This is a genomic window from Devosia sp. CN2-171, assembly GCF_049354815.1.
Taxonomy (GTDB): domain Bacteria; phylum Pseudomonadota; class Alphaproteobacteria; order Rhizobiales; family Devosiaceae; genus Devosia_A.
In genome coordinates this window covers 3,207,602-3,227,676 of the sequence record NZ_CP186479.1, presented here as the reverse complement: position 1 = coordinate 3,227,676, position 20,075 = coordinate 3,207,602, and the positions used below count along the sequence as shown (strand labels likewise).

Here is a 20,075-nt window from a genome sequence, read left to right as displayed (position 1 = left end):
GAGTTCCGCCGGCTCGATCGTTGCTTGCGTGAGGAGTGTGGCAGGTTCTGAAGGGGCCGAAAGGCAAACTTCCAGCGCGCTTACATGCGAACGCGTATTGACATTTCCGATGCGGTTTTCGCGCCGGACTGAGGCTCGTACCTCAAATTTCTGTATGGTTTACAAGGCGTTACGACCGTAATCGCCGCAGCGATTTCTCGACCCGCACACGCTTGGCGGATGCCTCGATCCGCGCGAGCCGCGCTTCGAGGATCCGGGCCAACCGCTCCCGATGCGCCGCATCAACCACGAGACTAGCAGCTTCGGCGTACATCGGGAACTGGTTCGGAGCGGCATTTTCCACCCGCTCGAGCAGCACCGGCAGCGCCGCCTCTGCGTACCCCGCCGCCGCAAGCTTGGCGAGGATCTGTACCGCCTTGTCCTTCGCGATCACTGAGCCCTTGTCGGCTGCCGAAACGATCGCGGGCAGCGACACCACGACGGTCTCCGGCACCAACTGCGTTACCGCCTCGATGGCCTGCAGGGCACCCCAGACATTGCGGTTGTTCTTCGAGCCGAGCAGCGCGAGAAAGGCACCGACATGCGGGGCGACGAGCTCCGGTCGTAGCGCTCCGAGCTCATACAGCACCTTGATGGCGTCGTTGGAGACAGCCGTCGGGCCGGAGAGCGCCCCGACCAGTTCGACCACGGCCGCCGCATCTGGCTTCGCCGCCAGCTCTTCCGCCAGCTCGACATTCGGCCGCTCGTCGTTGCGTCCGAGCGCCGACGCGAGTCTGTCGAGGATGCTCACGCGCCGACCGCGGTATCGAGCGACAGCGTGATCATCTCCTTGAGCGAGCTTTGCCGGTCCTCGGCGCTAAGCTCGCCATGGGTGATCAGGCAGTCCGTCATGGTGCAGATGGCCAGCGCCTTCACGTCGAATCGGGCGGCCAGCGTGTAGAGCGCCGCCGCCTCCATCTCGACCCCGAGGATTCCGTGCGCCGGCAACCGGCCATAGCCAGTGAGGCCGGGCTCGATGTGATAGAAGATGTCCGACGAGAGCATGTTGCCGACATGGTAGCGCATCCCCGCCTTCTCGGCCCGCTCGACGCTGTCGCGCAGCAGCCCGAAATCGGCGATCGGGGCGAAGTTGAATGGCGAAAAGGCGTCGCGGACGATGGCGGAGTCGGTCGTTGCGCCCTGCGCGATAACCAGGTCGCGCACCTTCACCTTGGCATTGAGCCCGCCGCAGGTGCCGACGCGGATCAGCGTCTTCAGCCCATAGACGTTGATGAGCTCGTGCACATAGATCGAGAGCGACGGCTGCCCCATGCCGGTCGCCTGAACCGAGACGCGCTTGCCCTTCCACGTGCCGGTATAGCCGAGGCAGTTGCGCACCGAGTTCACCTGCACGGCGTTCTCGAAGAAATTCTCCGCGATCCACTTGGCGCGCAGCGGGTCGCCCGGCAACAGCACGGCTTCCGCATAGTCACCGGGCTTGGCATGGTTATGCGGGGTCATTTTCGGCCTCTCGTAGCTGTGATTTTCCGCTCACCAAAGCCTTTGCACGTGACAGAGGCAACCCCTATATGTCGCGCGCATTCTGTTCCCGAAGGGAGCCTCACATGGTCGCGAAAATCTTCATCGACGGCGAAGCCGGTACCACGGGTCTGCAGATCCGCGAGCGCCTCGCCGGCCGCCGCGACCTCGAGGTCATCTCCATCGCCCAGGACAAGCGCAAGGATATCGAGGAGCGGAAGCGCCTCCTGAACCTCGCCGATGTCGCCATCCTCTGCCTGCCCGACGATGCGGCCAAGGAAAGCGTCGCGCTGATCGAAAACGACCGCACCAAGGTGATCGACGCCTCGACGGCGCACCGCATCGCCGAGGGCTGGGCCTATGGTTTCGCCGAGATGGACAGGAGCCAGGGCGCTGCGATCGCCAATTCGAAGCGCGTCGGCAACCCCGGCTGCTGGCCGCAGGGCGCCATCGCAACACTGCGCCCGCTGGTCGAAGGCGGGCTGCTGCCGGCCGACTTTCCCGTCACCGTCAACGGCATCTCCGGCTACTCCGGTGGCGGCCGGTCGATGATCGAGGACTATGAGGCCCAGGGCGAGAACGCCAACGAGTTCGCGCTCTACGGCCTCACCTTCAAGCACAAGCACCTGCCCGAGCTGCAGAAATACGCCCGGCTGCTGCACACGCCGCTGTTCCAGCCTGCCGTCGGCAATTTCCGCCAGGGCATGATCACGGCCGTGCCGCTGCAGCTCTGGACCCTGCCCAAGGTGCCGACGGGCGCCGACCTTCATGCGGCGATCGCCGATCACTTCGCCGCCATCGACGGCGGCTTCGTCGAGGTGGCGCCGCTCGCCGACCTCGAGCGCACGCCCGAGCTCAATCCCGAGATCTACAACGACACCAACAAGATGCGGCTCCACGTCTTCGCCAATGACGACAAGGCGCAGGCGCTGCTGGTGGCGGTCTACGACAATCTCGGCAAGGGAGCCTCGGGGGCCGCGGTGCAGAACCTCAACCTGATGCTCGGCGTCGACGCGGCAACCAGCCTCGCCGCCTGATCAGGCCTCGACTGCAACCGGCGTCGGCGTGACGCCGGTCAGCGCGATATAGGCATCGGTGAGCTTGTCCGTCCCGGCTGCGGCCAGCAATTCGGCCGGCGTGCCGATGCGGATGATCTGGCCGGCGACGATCAGCGCGATGCGGTCTGAGTGTTCGACTTCCTCGACGAGATGCGTTGCCCAGAGGATCGAGGTCTGGTGCTGCTCGCGCACGGCGTGGATATGCTTCACGAGTAGCTTCCGCGTGGTCGGATCGAGCCCGACCGAGGGCTCGTCCATCAGCAGCAGGTCCGGCGCGTTGATCAGCGCCCTGACGATCTCGATCCGCCGCTGGTTGCCGCCCGAGATGGTGCGTACCGGCTTGTCGACGAGGTCGGTGACTTCGAACAGCGCCGTCGCCGTGGCGATCCGCTCGTCCAGCGTCTTGCCGGAAAGCCCGAACAGATTGCCGTGGAATTTGAGGTTTGCCTTGACCGTCATGTCGAGGTCGAGCGAGCGCGACTGGAACACCACGCCGAGCCGGGCGAGGATCTCCGACGCGTTCTGCCGGTAATTCATGCCGAACAGTTGCACCTCGCCGCCATCTGGCGCGAACAGGCCGGAAGCGATCTGGAACAGCGTCGACTTCCCCGCCCCGTTTGGCCCGAGCAGCCCGACGATCTCGCCGCGGCCGATATCGAGCGATACGCCCTTCAGCGCCACGTTTTTCTTGTAGGACTTCCGGACATTGCGGAGCGACAGCACGGGTTCGGTCATGGCATTACCTGTGCCGTGGCCCCGGCAATCTGATTGGCGATCTGCTCGCGCTCGACCCGCGTGCGCTGCCCGGCCGGGCTGGCAAAGCGGTAGTCGGCGACGATCCTGGCCGGCCGCCCCGACAGGACGACGGCGCGATCGGCCAAGGCCGCCGCGTCTTCGGGCAGGTGGGTAACGAGCAGCACTGTCGGCCGGTTCGTTTCGATCAGCGTCAGCAGCACCTGCTCCATCTCGGTGACGAGCATCCGGTCGAGCGAGACGAACGGTTCGTCGAGCAACAACAGCCGCGGATTGGCCGAGAAGGCCCGGGCCAGCGCCACCCGGCGCTGCATTCCGCCGCTCAGCTCATGCGGATAATAGTGCTCGAACCCGGTCAGCCCGACGCGCATCAGCATCGCCTGCGCCTCGGCTTCGGTGGTTTCGGGTCGAACGGCGCGGATATTGTCGATCGCCGTCAGCCACGGCATCAGCCGCGGATCCTGGAACACAAAACCGGCCGGTGGTGCATCGACGGCGATCACGCCATCGACCAGCACCCGCCCCAAATACAGCGTGTCGACGCCACCGATCATCCGCAGCAGCGTGGATTTTCCCACCCCGCTCGGCCCCACCAGCGCCACCACCGACGAGGGCTCGATATCGAGCCTGAAATTCTCCAGCAGGGGCTCAGGCAGGAAGTCGAACTTCTTGCCGTCCACATCGATCTCGAGGTGCGGTCCGTTGCTCATGTCCGGACCTGCCGCCACTTGAGCACGCTCCGTTCCAGGGGCCGCAGCACCAGGTATTCGAAGGCAAACACCACGAAGATGAAGGCAGAGGTGTAGGCGAGGATGCCGCGGATATCGAAGAACTGGAAGAACACCGAGATGCGGAAACCGACGCCGCCGTCCGAGCCCAGCACTTCGAACACCAGGACGATCTTCCAGATCAGGCTGAGGCCGGTGCGGGCAGCCGCCAGCACGAACGGCATCAACTGCGGCAGAAAGATCAGCCGCAGCCGCCGGCTGAGCGGCATGCGGAAAGCGCGGCCGAGATCGTCATAGGCCGGATCGAAGCTCCGCACCCCCTCGCGGATGGTCGCGATCACCAGCGGCACCTTGTTGAGCACCACCGCGAGGATGAGCGCGAACTCGGTGAGCCCCAGCCAGATATAGAGCACGATGGCGATGACGATGGCGGGTACGTTCAGCCCCACCACCACCCAGGCCGAAAACAGCCGGTCGAAGGTGCGCGAACGCCCCATGCCGACGCCGATAATGGTCCCGAGCACCATGGCGACGACGAAGGCAATCGCCGCGCGGCTCAGCGTCTTGCCGAGATCGGGCACTAACTTGCCGTTGATCGCCAGGTCGACGACGTGGACGCCGACATCGATCGGGGAGGGGAACAGGCGCGACGGGAAGACCATCGACAGCACCTGCCAGGCAGCAAGCAGAAGCAGCAGGCTGATCAGTTCGAGCGGAAGCGCCCGTCCGATCCTCGCCCGCTGCTCGTCGTCGGTGCCGGTCGTCGACCGGCCGTCGCGCAGGTCTGCAGCTATTTGCGATAGCCCTTGTAGAACGTGCCGTTCTCGAGCTCGGTCGTATCACCGACCACGTCCTTGCCGCCATACTTGGCCATCAGCGCGAACGCCTCCTCCGCCGGCTTCATCGCCGAGGACGAGTATGCGCTGACGATGCCGGCGCGATAGTCGTCGCGCAGTTGGGCGAACAATGCTTCGTCGTCGCCGACATTCATCACGTCGCGGATCTGGTCCCAGACCGCATCGTCGCTGCGCAATGCTGCCTTGGTTTCGAAGCTCGCATCGAGGAAGGCCTTCAGCTCCTTCTTCTTGGCGCGAGCCGTCTCGTCGAAGAAGGTCCAGCCGAGCAGTGGCGGCGTCTCGGAAACTCCGAGGTCGGCCAGCATCGCCGCGACCGAGATCAGCTCGGTCTTGCCGGCGAGCTTGGCCCGCGAGTTCCAGTTCCAGAGATTGAGCGCCGCTTGCGCCTGGCCGCCGGTGATCAGTTCGTTGACCAGCGGCGGGGCGCCGAACTTGGCCGAGGCGTCCTCGGTGAGGTTGCCGCCGGTAAGCTTGTTGTAGTCGGCCGCGAGGATCACGTAGCTCTTGTCCACCGGGCTGCCCGAGACGGCGAGCGTCTTGCCCTTGAGGTCGGCAATCGAGTTGATGTCGGCGGCCGGATCGACGACGAGCCCGCCGACCGTCAGCGAGTGCGGCACCATGGTGACCATGTTGCCCTCGTGTCGCTGCAGCGACACCCAGACGAAGTCGCTGAGGATGATCTCGACTTCCTTGGCCTGCAGCGCGATCTGGCCGGCCTTGCTGTCGGCAACGTCGCGAATGTCGAGCTCGAGATGGTGCTTCTTGTCGATGCCGAGCGCGGCCATCGCCGCGAGTTCCCACTTGACCGTGCCGGTCGCCTGCACACCGAGGCTCAGCTTGTTGGGGTCCTGCCCGTGCTGCGCCAACGCGCCGGTGGCAGAAGCGATCGCCAGGGCGAGGCCCACGATGGCGATACGGATGAAATTACGCATGGTCTCTTTCCCAGGAACGCTCATTTTCCGGAGCGCCTTCAGGAAGAGTTCCGGTTCGAAGGCGCGACAAATCCAATAGCCCTGAGCGCTAACACCCGGTCTCATTGGCCTTGGCTATATCATGTATTGCAGCCCGCCGATTGCCCGCTTTCCTGTGCGTATCCGATTGTCATTTCATATGACGTCCATCGAAACTACCTATGGGGGATACGACTATGAATGGGCTCGCGCTTGCCGCCGTGGCCGCACTTGCGCTCACCGGCGCTGCTCATGCCGAAGGGAATCTGGCCGCGAACGGTACCGACCTGACGCTGAGCATCAACACGGTGGACCTCAAGTTTTCCCAGGATGTCTGGGAGCTCGAGACCGGCAAGTACTACCAGCTCGACATCACGTCGGATGGGAACGAGGAGATCGCCGTCGTGGCCCCGGAACTGTTCCGCAACTCGTGGATCAACCAGATCGTGGTCAACGACCTCGAGGTGAAGAGCTACGGCCTCTACTCCGTCGAGTTCGACGATGCCGGCACGTTCAACATCTCGTTCGTGCCGATCCGTCCTGGCGAATACGAGATCTACGTGCCCGGTTATGAGAACCGCGGCCTCAAGGGCAAGTTCATCGTCAAATGATCGACCGGCGCACATTCATCGGGGCGGGCGCGGCGCTGGTCGCGACCGCCGTCGCCATGCCCGCCGCCCGTGCCAAGGGCACCGGCATGATTTTCGTCTCGACCGAGAAGGGCAACGAGGTCGTAGTCTTCGACAAGGCCCTGACGCTGGTGAAGCGCATCGCCACCTCGCGCCGCCCGCGCGACATGCACTTTAACGCAGCGAAGGAACTGCTCTACGTCGCTTGCGGCGATGATGATGCGATCGACGTGATCGACGTGCGGAAGCTCGAGATCGTGGACTCGATCCCGACCGGCCCGAGCCCGGAAGTCTTCGCTTTCTCACCCGACGAGAAGATCATCTACGTCTCGAACGAAGAGGACTCGCGTCTCGAGGCCATCGATATGGAGACCCGCGTCTCCATCCAGGACATCCCGACCGGCGCCGAGCCCGAGGGCGTGCTGGTGATGCCCGACGGCAGGACCGCCTACGTCACCTCGGAAGTCGCCGACATGGTGCATGTGATCGATACGACCACCGGCGCCGTAACCAAGAACATCCTCGTCGGCACCCGTCCGCGGCGCTTCATCCTGACCCCGGACCAGACCGAGCTCTGGGTCAGCTGCGAGCTCTCCTCCGAGATCTTCATCATCGATACCGCCACCAACGAGATCAAGGGCGAGAGCCTGATCTACGTGCCGGACGGTTTCCGCGAGGAAGACGTGACGCCCGTCGGCATGGCGGTGACCAGGGACGGATCGAAGATCCTGATCAGCCTCGGCCGCGCCAACCACGTCGTCATCATCGACGCCAAGTCGCACGACGTCCTCAGCTACGTGCTGGTCGGCAAGCGCGCCTGGTCGGTGGATTTGTCGAGCGACGAAACCAGGGCCTATGTCGCCAACGGCCTCTCGGACGACATCACTGTCATCGACATGGCCTCGATGAAGGGGATCGTGTCGGTCCCCGTCGGCCGCGTTCCCCACTCGGTGGTGATCGATGATTAGGAGATTCCTCGGGCTTCTCCCGCTGGCGGCGTCGCTGCTCCTCTGCGGCGGCGCCAGCGCTGCCGACGTCAAGGTGGGATATCTGGGGCTCAAGGACGACCTCCGCTATCACCCCGAGGTCGCCTATACCCGCATCGAAATCTCGCCGGCCCTGAACCCGGTCGAAGGCGCCCGCCTCGGCCTCGAGGACCTCAAGATCGTCACCGATGCGGTCGATATCGCCGTGACACTCGACGAACAACAGGCAACCGATGCCGCCGACGCCAGCGCCAAAGTGGCCGCCATGGCCGCCGCCGGCGAACGCTTCGTCATCCTCGACCTGCCCGGCGATATCGTATCGCAGGTGGCGACCGCTGCCGCCGCCCTGCCGATCACCCTGGTCAATGCCACGGCCTCGCAGGACGCGCTGCGCGATCTCTGCCAGCCCAACCTCATCCATACCGGCGCATCCGACCGCATGATCGCCGACACCTACACCCAGTTCCTGCGCCATCGGAACTGGACCAAGGTGCTGATCCTGGTCGGCAAGGAACCCCGCGACAAGGAAATCGCCGACGCCTTCGAAGCCTCGGCCAAGCGCCTCCGCCTCGATATCCGCGACCGCCGCGAGTTCACCACCTCGACCGACCCCGCCAATCGCGAAGCCAACAACACCATGCTGGTGACCGGCGGCACCGACTACGACGTCGTCTTCATCGCCGACAGCCTCAGCGAATATGCCCGCTACCTCAACTACGCGACCCAGCTCCCCCGTCCGGTGATCGGCACCACCGGCCTTACCGCATCCGAATGGCACTGGTCGTGGGACCGCGATGGGGCCACCCAGGTGACGCTCCGCTTCCAGCGCCTGGCCCACGGCGGTCGCGTCATGTCGGGTTCCGACTGGTCGACCTGGATCGCAGCGAAGTCGATCGCCACCGCCTATGCCAAGGCGCGCTCGGACGATCCGCAGAAGATCTACGACTACATGCGCGGCAACCGGTTCAATATCGATGGCTCCAAGGGCTACCGGATGAACTTCCGCCCCTGGGACGGCCAGTTGCGCATGCCCACGGTTCTCGCCACCTCGAACGCCGTGACCGAAGCTGCCCCGTTCCCCGAGTTCCTGCACCAGACCAACGAACTCGACACGCTCGGCGTCGATGAACCGGAGAGCAAGTGCAAAGCGCCGTAACCTACTGGCTCGGCTTCTCGGCCATCACCCGCCGCGAAATCGCGAAATTCCTGCGCCAGACGGAGCGACTGATCTCGGCCATCGTCCGCCCGGCGCTGTGGCTCATCGTCTTCGCGGCGGGTCTGCACGACATCCTCGGCGTCTCGATCGTCCCGCCCTACTCGACCTACGTGCCCTATCAGGAGTACGTGCTGCCCGGCCTGGTCGGCGTGGTGGTGCTGTTCCAGTGCATGCAGTCGGCGCTGTCGATGGTCTACGATCGCGAGGCCGGCGTGATGCGTTCCATGCTGGTGACGCCGCTGCCGCGCTATTTCCTGCTTTTCTCGAAGATCGCCGCCGCCACCGCGCTCTCGATCATCCAGGTTTACGCCTTCCTGATCGTCGCCCGCCTCGTCGGCTACGGCTTCCCCGACTGGGGCTTCGTCTACATCCTCCCCGGTGTCATCCTCACCGGCCTGATGCTCGGCTCCATCGGCCTCCTCGTCTCGGTCTACACCCCGCAGATCGAGAACTTCGCCGGCATGATGAACTTCGTCGTCTTCCCGATGTTCTTCATCTCCTCGGCGCTCTATCCGCTGTGGAAGCTGCGCGAGGCCGGTGCCGACATCATCTGGTGGCTGAGCCAGTTGAACCCTTTCACCTACGCCATCGAGCTCATCCGCTTTGCCGCCTACGGCAAGATGGACTGGCTGTCGCTCGCGGTGGTCATCGGCGTCACCATCGTCGCCTTCCTCCTCGCCGCCCGCGGCTACGACCCGCAGGCCGGCGCTATCCGCAGCGTCAAGCGGCCCTGAGAGACCCGCCGGCCCTGCGTGGGTTGCATCGCGGTACACGGCTTTGTGAGCATTGACGACAACGATGTCACAGTTAGAGTTCAGCCAGCGCTCGCGTCCCGAATGTAAGGGCGGCGGCAGGTGGGAGTTGCGGCCCTTCCGCGAGCGCGTCACTCAGGAGAGAAACCATGGCATCCTTCAGCTCACTATCCCGCCGGCGCTTCGCGCAGGTGGCGGCGATTCTCGTTGCCTCGACTGCGCTTGCAACGCCAGCCTTTGCCGCCGACCTCAAGATCGCAATGATCCTGCCCGGCCCGATCACCGACAATGACTGGAACTCGGTCGGCTACAATGGTCTCCAGGCCGCCGGCAAGGCGCTCGGCGTCGAGACCGCCTATGTCGAGAACGTCACCGACGCCGACGCCGAACGCCTGCTGCGCGATTTCGCCGGGCGCGGCTTCAACCTGATCTTCGCCCACAGCTTCTCGTTCGGCGACGCGGCGCTCAACGCCGCCGAGGACTTCCCGGACACCACCTTCATGGCCGGCACCGCCGCCTCGCTGGCGCCGAACCTCGGCACCTATTCCAACCCTGACTACCAGGGCGCCTACCTCGCCGGCATGCTTGCCGCCGGTGCGAGCAAGACCGGTTCAGTCGGCTGGGTCGGCGGCATGCCGGCGCCGAACATGCTGGCGAACCTCCACGCCTATGAAGCCGGCGCCAAGGAGATCAAGCCGGACGCGAAGGTGCTCCACACCTTCATCGGCTCGTGGTTCGATCCGCCCAAGGCCAAGGAGGCCGCCATCGCCCAGGTCGAGCAGGGCGCGGACGTGCTGAGCGCCCAGGGCGTCGGCGTCATCGACGCCGCCATTTCGAAGAACGTTCTCGCGCTCGGCGCCATGACCGACCAGAACCACCTTGGCCCGCAGAATGTCCTCACCAGCGTCACCTGGGATCTCGGCCCGCTGGTGACCGCCGTCGGCAAGGCCGTGCAGGACGGTACCTGGAAGAGCGAGAACTGGTCGCTTGGCATCGCTGCCGGCTCGGTCGGTCTCGCCGATTTCCACGGCCTCGACAGGAACGTCGACCCCGCGGTGCTGAAGGCCGTCGAGGACAAGATCGCTGCCATAAAGGCCGGCACGTTCGAAGTCCCGCTCGATACGACCGAAGTGCAGTAAGCCGAATTGACGGCCGGACCGACCCCCGCACCGGCGGTGGCGATGCGGAACATCCGCGTCGCCTTCGGCCCGGTCGTCGCCAATGACGATGTGAGCTTTGCCGTGCAGCCGGGAGAAATCCACGCGCTGCTCGGCGAGAACGGCGCCGGCAAGACGACGCTGATGCGTGTCCTCGCCGGCCTGCTCCAGCCGGCCGCCGGATCGATCGAGATCGATGGCCGGCCCGTCCGGATCGAAGACCCGCTCGAAGCGCGCCACCTCGGCATCGGCATGGTGCACCAGCACTTCATGCTGGTCCCCACCCTCACCGTCGCCGAAAACATCGCGCTGGGGCTGAAGGAAGTCCGCACCTGGTTCCCGCGCCTCGACAGGCTTGCCGACGAGATCGATGCGCTCGGCGCCCGCTACGGCCTTGCGGTCAATGCGCGGGCCGTAGCGGGCGAACTCTCGGTTGCGAGCCAGCAGCGCGTCGAGATCGTCAAGGCGCTCTATCGCGGCGCCCGCATCCTGGTGCTCGATGAACCGACCGCCGTGCTGACCCCGCAGGAAGCGGCAGCCCTCTTTCCCGTGCTGCGTTCGCTCGCCGAGGCGGGCACCGCCATCGTCTTCATCTCGCACAAGCTCAACGAGGTGATGGCCGTCACCGACCGCATCACGGTGCTGCGCCGCGGCAAGGTCGCCGGCACGCTCGAAACGAAATCCACCGAGCCGCGCGCCATCGCCCGCATGATGGTCGGCGGCGATGTCACCCTGCCCCATCTCGAGGGCAAGCCGCAGGCCGGCCGCCCGGTGCTCGAGGTCGAAAACCTCGGCTATGCCGACAGCCGCGGCCTCCGCCGGCTCGATAATGTCGGATTCAGCGTCGGCGCCGGCGAGATCGTCGCCATTGCCGGTGTCGACGGCAACGGCCAGCAGGAACTCGCGGAGGCAATTGTCGGCCTCATCCGTCCCGATACCGGAACCGTCCGCATCGATGGCAGCGACGTCACCACCGCCCCGGTCGCCACCCGCATCGCTGCCGGTCTCGCGCACATCCCCGAGGACCGGCACCGCACCGCCATCTTCGAGAAGATGTCGGTCACCGACAACGCCGTCGCCGAGGACGCCGGCCAGCCGCGCTTCGCCCGTCTCGGCATGCGCAACCTGAGCGAAACCCGGCGCTTCGCCGCCGAACTGGTGCGCGATTTCGACGTTCGCCTCGGCAGCATCGAGCAGACTATCGGGTCGCTCTCGGGCGGCAACCAGCAGAAGGTCGTGCTGGGCCGGGCCCTCAGCCGCGATCCACGCCTGATCGTCGCCGTGCAGCCGACCCGCGGCCTCGATATCGGAGCCACCGCCTTCCTTCATTCGCGGCTGCTCGAGCGCCGCGCCGCCGGCGCCGCCGTGCTGCTCATTTCCACCGAGCTCGACGAGGTGCTGGCGCTGGCCGACCGCATCGTCGTGCTGTTCAAGGGACAGGTCACCGGCGTGGTCACGCGCGAAACCTTTGACGTCGAGCAGCTCGGTCTGATGATGGCGGGACGCGCCGCATGACCGAGACCCCGTCCGAAGCCGCTTCCGGCCTTGTCCGCAGCTACCTCCTCCCCCGCTCCGTGCTTTCCGGCCTCGCCTGCGTGCTCGCCGCCTTCGCCATCGGCGCGGTCCTCATCGCGTTGATCGGCCGCGATCCCGTCTACGCCTACTGGAGCCTGTTCGAGGCCTCGCTCGGCAGCACCAACGGCCTCGCCGAAACCATGATCCGCACCGTGCCGCTCGCCCTCTGCGGCATCGGCATCGCCCTCGCCTTTCGAGCCGGCGTGTTCAACGTCGGCGCCGAGGGCCAGCTCTTCATCGGCGGCATCGCCGCCGCTTGGGTCGGCCTGCAACTCACCGGCCAGCCGCAATGGCTGGTGCTGCCCGCAATGGGCCTCGCCGCCGCCATCGCCGGCGCGCTCTGGTCCGGCATCGCCGGCGTGCTGAAGCTGAAACTCCGGGCCGATGAGCTGATCACCACCATCATGCTCAACTACGTCGCCATCTACTTCGTCGGCTACCTCCTGCACGGCCCGCTGCAGGAGCCCGGCTCGCCCCTCGCCCGCACCGCCCGCCTCGCCGCCGAAGCGCGGCTGCCGACCATCCTCGAAGGCACCCGCCTCCATGCCGGGCTGCTGATCGTCATCGTGATCGCGATCCTCGCGCAGATCTTCCTCTGGCGCGCGGTCGCCGGTTTCCGCCTCCGCGCCGTCGGCCACAACCCGCGCGCCGCCGAAAATACCGGCATGAACGTCAAGGCCGCGCTCTGGACCGGCTTCCTCATTTGCGGCGCTCTTTCCGGCCTCGCCGGCTTCTCCGAAGTCGCGGGCGTGCAACGCCGCATGATCGAGAACCTCTCGCCCGGCTTCGGCTACACCGCCATCATCGTTGCGCTCCTCGGCCAGACCAACCCGCTCGGCGTCCTCGCCGCCGCCGTGTTGTTCGCGGCGCTGCAGATCGGCTCGACGACGATGGAATCCGCCGCCGGCGTGCCGAGCGCACTGACCACCGTGATCCAGGCCCTGGTCGTCCTGCTGCTCCTCGCCCAGAACGCCCTGCCGCGCCTCCTGGCGAAGCGTCGGAAGGGGGCCTGACGCGATGGATTTCCTTGCCGATCCGGTCTTGGCCGGCTTCCTCGCCGCCAGCGTCCGCCTGTCGATCCCGATCCTGCTCGCCGCCCTCGGCGGTATGTTCGCCGAGAAGTCGGGCGTCCTCAATATCGGCCTCGAAGGCATGATGCTGATCGGCTGCTTCACCGGTTTCATCACGGTGCACTACACCGGCAACCTCTGGCTCGGCGCGGCGGTTGCGCTGATGATCGGCGCCGTCGCCGGCCTCGGCCTCGCCTTCTATGCAGTGACGCTGCGCGCCAACCAGGTCGTCGTCGGTATCGCCTTCAACCTGCTGATGCTCGGCGTCTCCGCCTATTTCTTCCGCCTCGCCTTCGGCTCCGGCACCGCCTCACCGCGCATCACGCCGTTCGCCCCGATCGATTTCGGCCCCCTGGCCAACATCCCCGTCATTGGCCCGCTGCTGTTCCAGCACGACCCGCTGACCTACCTGTCGTTGCTGCTCGTCCTCATCGGCTGGCTGGTCATGCACCACTCGACCATCGGCCTCTCGATCAAGGCCGTCGGCGAGCATCCCGAGGCGGCCGAGACGCTCGGCCTCGACCCCATCGCCATCCGCTACGCCGCAGTTGCTGTGAGCGGTGCACTTGCCGGGCTCGGCGGGGCCTTCCTCTCGATCAGCGCCACCGGCGTCTTTCTCGACAACATGACCGCCGGTCGCGGCTACATCGCCTTGGCCATCCTGATCCTAGGCCGCCGTCACCCCTTCGGCGTACTCGTCGCAGCATTGCTGTTCGGTGGCGCCGAGGCCTTGCAGCTCCGCGCCCAGCTGCTGCCGATCGGCGTGCCGCTGCAGTTCCTGATCATGCTGCCTTACGTGCTGACCATCGTCGTGCTGGCCGTTTCCGCCAGCCGCAGCGGTGCGCCGGCCGCGCTCGGCACCCCGTACGAAAAGGGTAAGGACTGACGCTTGCCGCGGACCCCGCCGGCGCAATAGGCTCGCGCCGCAAGTCATACTGGGAGGAATTGATGGCGCTGAATGTATTGTTCGTCGGCGGTACCGGGCAGATTTCGCTGCCCTGCGTCGAGTATGCCGTGGCCCAGGGCCACAAGGTCAGCGTCTTCAACCGCGGCCAGCGCGACGTGGCGCTCCCGGCCGGCGTCACCTCGATCGTCGGCGACATGAAAGACCCGGCGAGTTACCGCAAGCTCGGCGACATGGGCTTCGACGTCGTCGCCCAGTTCATGGTGTTCACGCCCGAGCAGATGGCCGAGGACATCGCCACCTTCGCCGGCAAGACCAAGCAGTACATCTTCATCTCGTCGGCCTCGGTCTACGAGAAGCCGGCCAAGCACTACATCATCACCGAGAAGACCCCGGCGGTGAACCCCTACTGGGGCTACAGCCATGCCAAGATCGCCTGCGAGAAGCTGGTCGAGGGCGCCGCGGACCTGCCCTGGACCATCGTCCGCCCCAGCCACACCGTGCGCACAGGCCTTCCCACCATGATGGGCGAAGGGGATATTGTCATCCGCCGCATGCAGCAGGGCAAACCCGTCATCGTCGCCGGCGACGGCACCTCGCCCTGGACGCTGACGCGCTCCAAGGATTTCGCCGTCCCGTTCGTCAACCTGTTCGGCAAGTCAGCCGCGCTGGGCGAGATCTTCCACATCACCTCGGACCGCGCCTATAGCTGGGACGATATCTACCACGCCATCGGCCGCGGCGTCGGACTGACGCCCAAGATCGTCCATGTGCCGTCCGACACGCTCGTCGCCTACAACAAGGCCTGGGAAGGCCCGTTGATCGGCGACAAGACCTGGTCGGCCCTGTTCGACAATTCCAAGGTCAAGCGCGTCGCCGGTGCCTTCAAATGCTCCGAGGACCTCGACGAGGTGCTGGCGGAGTCAATCAGCTTCCTGAAAGAGCGGCTGGCCTCGAACGCCCCCGTGAACATGGAGCTCGACCCGCTGTTCGACCGGATCACGTCAGAGCAGGCAGCGCTGGGGCACTGAGCTCGCCAGCGCGATTGCGGTGCGCGACGACGATGCCCGCAATGGTCCTTTTGGATGTCTCGACGTACGTTCCTCAGCCCTCTAGAGTTTGTCGGCGCGACCGGGAGATCGCGCTGACCGAGGGGATATCGTAGTGAAGATCACGTCTGTGAAGACGGCCGCATCGACCGGCCATACCATGCAGCTATGGGTGAAGATCGAAACCGATGCCGGGGTTACCGGGCTCGGCGAGTGTGTGCATGGCGGACACCAGGCCATCGCCGTCATCAAGCACCTCGAACACCGGCTGGTCGGCCGTGACCCCTTCGCCATCGACGCGCTGTTCGAGGAAATCCGCCGCAGCCTCGTATTCGAGGGCGGCTTTGCAGGCGCGCTGATCACGGCGCTGACCGGCGTCGAGATCGCGCTATGGGATCTGAAGGGCAAGGCCCTCAAGGTGCCGATCTATGAGCTGATGGGCGGCAAGTTCCGCGACGACATCCGTGTCTATTGTGACTGCGAAGTCTCGCCCGGCATGAACATGGACGAAGTGCAGTCCGTGGTCGACGAGGTGCTGGAGGCCGGTTTCACCGCGCTGAAGGTGGATCTCGATATCCGCGCCTACGGCCACACCGGCTCGGAAACCGAATGGTACGTGAAGGACACGTTCAACATGACTCCCAACAAGTGGGAGCATGACCGCATGGTGCAGCTGGCCGAGATGGTGGTGAAAGCGGCCGGCAAGGACGTCGATGTCGCCTGCGACCTGCACACCCGTCTCGACAAGCATTCTGCCATCCGCCTCTGCAAGGATCTCGAGCATCTGCAACTGATGTGGCTGGAAGAGCCGATTCCGCCCGAGAACGTTGCCGTCATGGCCGAGATCACCCACGCGACCAGCGTACCGATCTGCGGCGGCGAAAACCTCTATCTGCGGCATGGCTTCCGCGAGGTGTTCGAAAAGCAGGCGCTCGACATCATCATGCCCGACATCCCGAAATGCGGCGGCCTCAGCGAGTGCCGCAAGATCGCGGAGATGGCGGACATCTATTCGATCCCGTTCGCGCCCCACAACGTGTCGTCCCCGATCGGGACCATGGCATCGGCCCATGTCTGCGCGACGGTGCCGAACTTCCTCATCCTCGAGTACCACTGGTTCGGCCGGCTCGATTACTGGCGGACGGCGACCGATGGTGGCGAGATCATCCAGAACGGCCGCATCAAGATGACCGACCGCCCCGGCATCGGCCTCGAGCTGAACGAGGAAGTGGCCAAAGCCCACCAGTATCCGGGCACGACCTGGTTCGAGTGAGGGTCGACGCCGATCGATAGATCGCGACCCCCTCCGCCGACTACGTCGGCACCTCCCCCGCCCGCGGGGGGGATGGTAGCCGGCACGATCGAGCCCCACTCGTATCCTCCCCCGCGGGGCGGGGGAGGTGTCAGGCGAACGCCTGACGGAGGGGGCCACGATCTATCAGCCCCGCCCTACCGCACCAGCGCCGGCCGCTTCGCGTCGAACGTCCAGCCCGGAATGAGATACTGCATCGCCACAGCGTCATTGCGGCCGCCCGCCGGCAGCTTGCGGTACAGCTCGTTGGCCGCCGCGAGCGCCGCCTCGTCGAGCTCCACACCCAGCCCAGGGCGCTCCGGCACCGCCACTTCGCCGCCGACGATCTTCGGCGGCTCCTTGGTCAAATGCTGGCCGTCCTGCCAGATCCAGTGCGTATCGAGCGCGGTGATCTCGCCGGGCGCAGCGGCGCCGACTTGGGTGAACATGGCGAGCGAGATATCGAAGTGGTTGTTGGAGTGGCTGCCCCAGGTCAGGCCCCAGCGGGCGCAGAGTTTTGCGACGTCAATCGAGCCGCGCGGGGTCCAGAAATGCGGGTCGGCGAGCGGGATGTCGACGCTGCCCAGCACCACGGCATGGCCCATCTGGCGCCAGTCGGTAGCGATCATGTTGGTGGCGGTGCGGATGCCGGTGGCGCGACGGAATTCGGCCAGTACCTCGCGCCCGGAGAAGCCCTGTTCGCCGCCGCACGGATCCTCGGCATAGGCGAGGTACGGCTTCAGATGCCGGGCGATCTCGATCGCCTCCTTGAGCGACCAGGCGCCATTCGGATCGAGGGTGATGCGCGCGTCGGGGAAGCGCCTGGCCAGCGCCTCGATCGCCTCACCCTCCTCCATGCCGTGCAGCACGCCGCCCTTGAGCTTGAAATCCTTGAAGCCGTAGCGCGCCTCCGCGGCCTCGGCCTGGCGGACGATCGCGGCGGCATCGAGCGCGGTCCGGTCGCGTACGCCGAGCCAGTCGTCGCCACCCGCTACGCGATAGTCGAGATCGGTCTTCGTCCGGTCGCCGACATAGAAGAGGTAGCCGAGCATCTGGACGCGCTCGCGCACCTGGCCATCGGCGAGCAGTTCGGCCATGGGCACGTTGAGGAACTGCCCCATCAGGTCGAGCAGCGCGCATTCGAGCGCGGCGACGGCGTGCACGGTGATGCGCAAATCGAACGTCTGGGCCCCGCGGCCGCCGGAGTCGCGGCTGGCAAAGGTCTCGCCGACACGACGCAGGATGGTGCGGTAGGCGCCGATCTCGTGGCCAACGACGAGCTCGCGCGCATCCTCGAGCGTGCGGGTGATGTCCTCGCCACCCGGCACTTCACCCAGCCCGGTATGTCCAGCGCTGTCGGTTAGGATGACGATGTTGCGGGTGAAGAGCGGGCCGTGGGCGCCGCTCAAGTTCATCAGCATGCTGTCGCGGCCGGCAACCGGCACCACGCGCATGCCCACCACCTTCGGTGTCGCGTTGGTCACGTGCATCCTCTCGATGGAAAGGGCGGGACCCGGAGGTCCCGCCCAAGAAGGATCGGCTGGGATCAGCCCTTCACCGCGCCGACCGTCAGGCCACCGACGAGGAAGCGCTGGGCGTACATGTAGAGCACCGCCACCGGGATCGCCGTCAGCAGCGACGCCGCCATCAGCTCGCCCCACGGCAGGATATCGCCCACCACCATCGATTGGAGCCCGATCGGCAGGGTCCTCAGCGATTCCGACGTGATGAACACGAAGGCGAAGAGGAACTCGTTCCACGCATTGGTGAAAGCGAACAGCGCAACCGACAAGAGGGCCGGCGCCGCCAGCGGCAGGGTGATGCGTACGAAGGCGTAGAGCCGGCTCGCCCCGTCGATCATCGCCGCTTCCTCAAGCTCCACCGGGATCGAACGGAAATAGCCGATCAGCACCCAGGTCGCGAAGGGAACGAGGAAGGTCGGGTAGGTAGTTAGCAATGCGCCATAGCTGTTGATCAACCCCAGGTCGCTCAGCGTCTGGTAGAGCGGGATGAAGATCAGCGTCCCCGGCAAGAGGTAGGTAATCAGGATCGCCGTGGTCAGCAGGCCGGCCCCAAGGAACTTGAGACGCGTCAGGGCGTACGCCGCCAGCGCCGCAATCGCCACCGAGACGATCGTGCTCAGCGCCGCAACCAGCAGCGAGTTGCCCAGCCACATCAGGAACGGTGAATTGAAGATCAGTTGCTCATACTGGCTGACCGTCGGCGGGTTCGGCCAGAAGATCGACTGCCGCTGGCTGATCTGGGTCGTGGTCTTGAACGAGGTGATCAGCACCCAGTAGAATGGGAACAGCACGAACGCCATGATCGGCAACAGGATCAGGATGCGGATACCGATCCCCATGCGTTCGCGTCCTTCCGGCTTGAACACAGGCTTGTGGGACGACCCCGTCATTCGCTGGCGCAGGGCAAGCCCAAGCTTTTCGATGCCGCGGTTCAGCATGTCGAATGGCCAGAAGAAGACATCGAGGACGAGGCTGAACAGCCCGCCGAAGAACTTGCCGATGCCGAGGCCGCCCTTCTTCCCAACGCCGGCGGCGCGCTCGTCGTGCCGCATGTACTTGGACAAGAGGTAGATGAGGAAGGCCATCAGCGGCGCGACGCTCAGCGCAATGGCGCTGCCGGGCCCGTACTGAAGCGAGCCGATTGCCTTCTCGTAGGCGAGGATGGAGTAGAGGCGCGTCGCGCCGCTCGGTCCACCACCGGTCATCAGGAAGATCAGGCCGAACTGGTTGAAGGTCGAAATGAAGCTGAGCAGCAGCACCACGAGGATGACGTAGCGCATGCCCGGCAGCGTGATGTAGCGGAAGCGCTGCACCGCATTGGCGCCATCTACTTCGGCCGATTCATAGAGCTCGGTATCGATGGCCTTGAGGCCCGCCAGCAGCAGCAGGGTGAAGAAGGGAATGCCCTTCCACACGTTCACCGCGATGACGCTGCCCAGCGCCAGGTTGGAATCCGACAGCCAGCCGAGCGGCTTGTTGATGATGCCGGCGCCCTGGAGAATGGGGTTCAGACCGCCAAACAGCGGGTCGTAAATCGACTTCCAGGCCAGCGCCGTGACGATTTCGGGCACGATCCAGGGCAGCAGCATGATCGCCGACATCAGGTTGCGCCACGGCAACTTGGAATGAAGGATCATGGCGATGGTCATGCCGGTGACGAACTTGATCGACAGCGACCAGAACGTGAAGTTGATCGTGTTCGACAGCGACAGCAGGTAGTCGGAATTGGTGTAGAGGCGCTGGTAGTTTTTCAGCCCGACCTGCACCGTATCGCCGGTGTTGAAGTTGAAGGTGGTCATCGACATCAGGATGGCACTGATGAACGGCCAGAAGATCAGGCCCGCCATGAGCAGGACCATCGGCAGCACGAACAGGTAGGCGATCCGCCAGTCCCTGCCGAGGATGTTCTTGAGCTTGAACCGCGGACGCGCGGCAGTTTTGGTGCCACCAATGGGCATGTCGAGAGTGATGCGCTTGTCCATGGTCAAGCCTCCTTCCAGCTGAAGCACCCGGTACCAATGGGTGCAGGAGTTGGGCGCCGCTTCCGTCACACTGTGAC

19 protein-coding genes are annotated in these 20,075 nt (G+C 65.3%); 11 read left to right on the top strand and 8 right to left on the bottom strand.

Features of this window, described 5'->3' with window-relative positions:
• Window positions 1-169: 169 nt before the first annotated feature.
• A complete protein-coding gene (locus ACOYW5_RS16030) occupies window positions 170-790 on the bottom strand; it encodes a hypothetical protein (protein ID WP_423065893.1) in 621 nt (206 codons plus the stop codon).
• The gene (gene deoD, locus ACOYW5_RS16025) at window positions 787-1,500 is read right to left on the bottom strand and encodes a purine-nucleoside phosphorylase (RefSeq protein ID WP_423065892.1); all 714 of its coding nucleotides are present in this window, start codon (window positions 1,498-1,500) and stop codon (window positions 787-789) included. The genes ACOYW5_RS16030 and deoD overlap by 4 nt, the downstream gene beginning before the upstream one ends.
• 104 nt (window positions 1,501-1,604) lie before the next feature.
• Between deoD and argC the strand changes: the two genes are divergently transcribed.
• Entirely contained in the window at window positions 1,605-2,555 is a 951-nt protein-coding gene (gene argC / locus ACOYW5_RS16020; RefSeq protein WP_423065891.1) for an N-acetyl-gamma-glutamyl-phosphate reductase, read from the top strand.
• On the opposite strand, the gene ACOYW5_RS16015 is transcribed toward argC, so the two are convergent.
• The 4 genes from ACOYW5_RS16015 to ACOYW5_RS16000 all read right to left on the bottom strand — a co-directional run bounded on the left by ACOYW5_RS16015 (window position 2,556) and on the right by ACOYW5_RS16000 (window position 5,846).
• Window positions 2,556-3,311 carry an ATP-binding cassette domain-containing protein gene (locus tag ACOYW5_RS16015; protein WP_423065890.1) on the bottom strand — a complete coding sequence of 252 codons (756 nt, stop codon included), beginning with the start codon at window positions 3,309-3,311 and terminating at the stop codon, window positions 2,556-2,558.
• Complete coding sequence (locus ACOYW5_RS16010) at window positions 3,308-4,039, bottom strand: ABC transporter ATP-binding protein (RefSeq protein ID WP_423065889.1); 732 nt, start codon at window positions 4,037-4,039, stop codon at window positions 3,308-3,310. The genes ACOYW5_RS16015 and ACOYW5_RS16010 overlap by 4 nt, the downstream gene beginning before the upstream one ends.
• Complete coding sequence (locus tag ACOYW5_RS16005) at window positions 4,036-4,719, bottom strand: ABC transporter permease (RefSeq protein WP_423065888.1); 684 nt, start codon at window positions 4,717-4,719, stop codon at window positions 4,036-4,038. The genes ACOYW5_RS16010 and ACOYW5_RS16005 overlap by 4 nt, the downstream gene beginning before the upstream one ends.
• Before the next feature lie 128 nt (window positions 4,720-4,847).
• On the bottom strand, window positions 4,848-5,846 hold the full coding sequence (locus ACOYW5_RS16000; RefSeq protein ID WP_423065887.1) for an ABC transporter substrate-binding protein: 999 nt from the start codon (window positions 5,844-5,846) through the stop codon (window positions 4,848-4,850).
• Window positions 5,847-6,046: 200 nt separating this feature from the next.
• Here ACOYW5_RS16000 and ACOYW5_RS15995 point away from each other — a divergent pair, with 200 nt between their 5' ends.
• The 10 genes from ACOYW5_RS15995 to ACOYW5_RS15950 all read left to right on the top strand — a co-directional run bounded on the left by ACOYW5_RS15995 (window position 6,047) and on the right by ACOYW5_RS15950 (window position 16,475).
• Window positions 6,047-6,475 (top strand): hypothetical protein, encoded by a 429-nt coding sequence (locus ACOYW5_RS15995; protein ID WP_423065886.1) that lies wholly within the window; start codon window positions 6,047-6,049, stop codon window positions 6,473-6,475.
• Window positions 6,472-7,461: a PQQ-dependent catabolism-associated beta-propeller protein gene (locus ACOYW5_RS15990; protein ID WP_423065885.1), complete on the top strand. Its 990-nt coding sequence runs from the start codon at window positions 6,472-6,474 to the stop codon at window positions 7,459-7,461. Before ACOYW5_RS15995 ends, ACOYW5_RS15990 begins: the two co-directional genes overlap by 4 nt.
• On the top strand, window positions 7,454-8,635 hold the full coding sequence (locus ACOYW5_RS15985; protein ID WP_423065884.1) for an ABC transporter substrate-binding protein: 1,182 nt from the start codon (window positions 7,454-7,456) through the stop codon (window positions 8,633-8,635). Before ACOYW5_RS15990 ends, ACOYW5_RS15985 begins: the two co-directional genes overlap by 8 nt.
• Window positions 8,620-9,429 (top strand): ABC transporter permease, encoded by an 810-nt coding sequence (locus ACOYW5_RS15980; protein ID WP_423065883.1) that lies wholly within the window; start codon window positions 8,620-8,622, stop codon window positions 9,427-9,429. The genes ACOYW5_RS15985 and ACOYW5_RS15980 overlap by 16 nt, the downstream gene beginning before the upstream one ends.
• Before the next feature lie 167 nt (window positions 9,430-9,596).
• The gene (locus tag ACOYW5_RS15975; protein WP_423065882.1) at window positions 9,597-10,586 is read left to right on the top strand and encodes a BMP family protein; all 990 of its coding nucleotides are present in this window, start codon (window positions 9,597-9,599) and stop codon (window positions 10,584-10,586) included.
• 6 nt (window positions 10,587-10,592) lie between these two features.
• Complete coding sequence (locus ACOYW5_RS15970; protein WP_423065881.1) at window positions 10,593-12,119, top strand: ABC transporter ATP-binding protein; 1,527 nt, start codon at window positions 10,593-10,595, stop codon at window positions 12,117-12,119.
• Entirely contained in the window at window positions 12,116-13,192 is a 1,077-nt protein-coding gene (locus ACOYW5_RS15965; protein WP_423065880.1) for an ABC transporter permease, read from the top strand. Before ACOYW5_RS15970 ends, ACOYW5_RS15965 begins: the two co-directional genes overlap by 4 nt.
• A gap of 4 nt (window positions 13,193-13,196) precedes the next feature.
• Complete coding sequence (locus ACOYW5_RS15960; protein ID WP_423065879.1) at window positions 13,197-14,135, top strand: ABC transporter permease; 939 nt, start codon at window positions 13,197-13,199, stop codon at window positions 14,133-14,135.
• A 62-nt stretch (window positions 14,136-14,197) separates the two neighbouring features.
• Entirely contained in the window at window positions 14,198-15,184 is a 987-nt protein-coding gene (locus ACOYW5_RS15955; RefSeq protein ID WP_423065878.1) for an SDR family oxidoreductase, read from the top strand.
• Between the two features lie 133 nt (window positions 15,185-15,317).
• Window positions 15,318-16,475, top strand: coding sequence for a mandelate racemase/muconate lactonizing enzyme family protein (locus ACOYW5_RS15950; RefSeq protein WP_423065877.1), 1,158 nt, complete (start codon window positions 15,318-15,320; stop codon window positions 16,473-16,475).
• A gap of 176 nt (window positions 16,476-16,651) precedes the next feature.
• Here ACOYW5_RS15950 and ACOYW5_RS15945 read toward each other — a convergent pair whose 3' ends face one another.
• Complete coding sequence (locus tag ACOYW5_RS15945) at window positions 16,652-17,983, bottom strand: enolase C-terminal domain-like protein (RefSeq protein WP_423065876.1); 1,332 nt, start codon at window positions 17,981-17,983, stop codon at window positions 16,652-16,654.
• Window positions 17,984-18,039: 56 nt separating this feature from the next.
• Entirely contained in the window at window positions 18,040-19,998 is a 1,959-nt protein-coding gene (locus ACOYW5_RS15940) for an ABC transporter permease subunit (protein ID WP_423065875.1), read from the bottom strand.
• Between the last annotated feature and the right edge of the window lie 77 nt (window positions 19,999-20,075).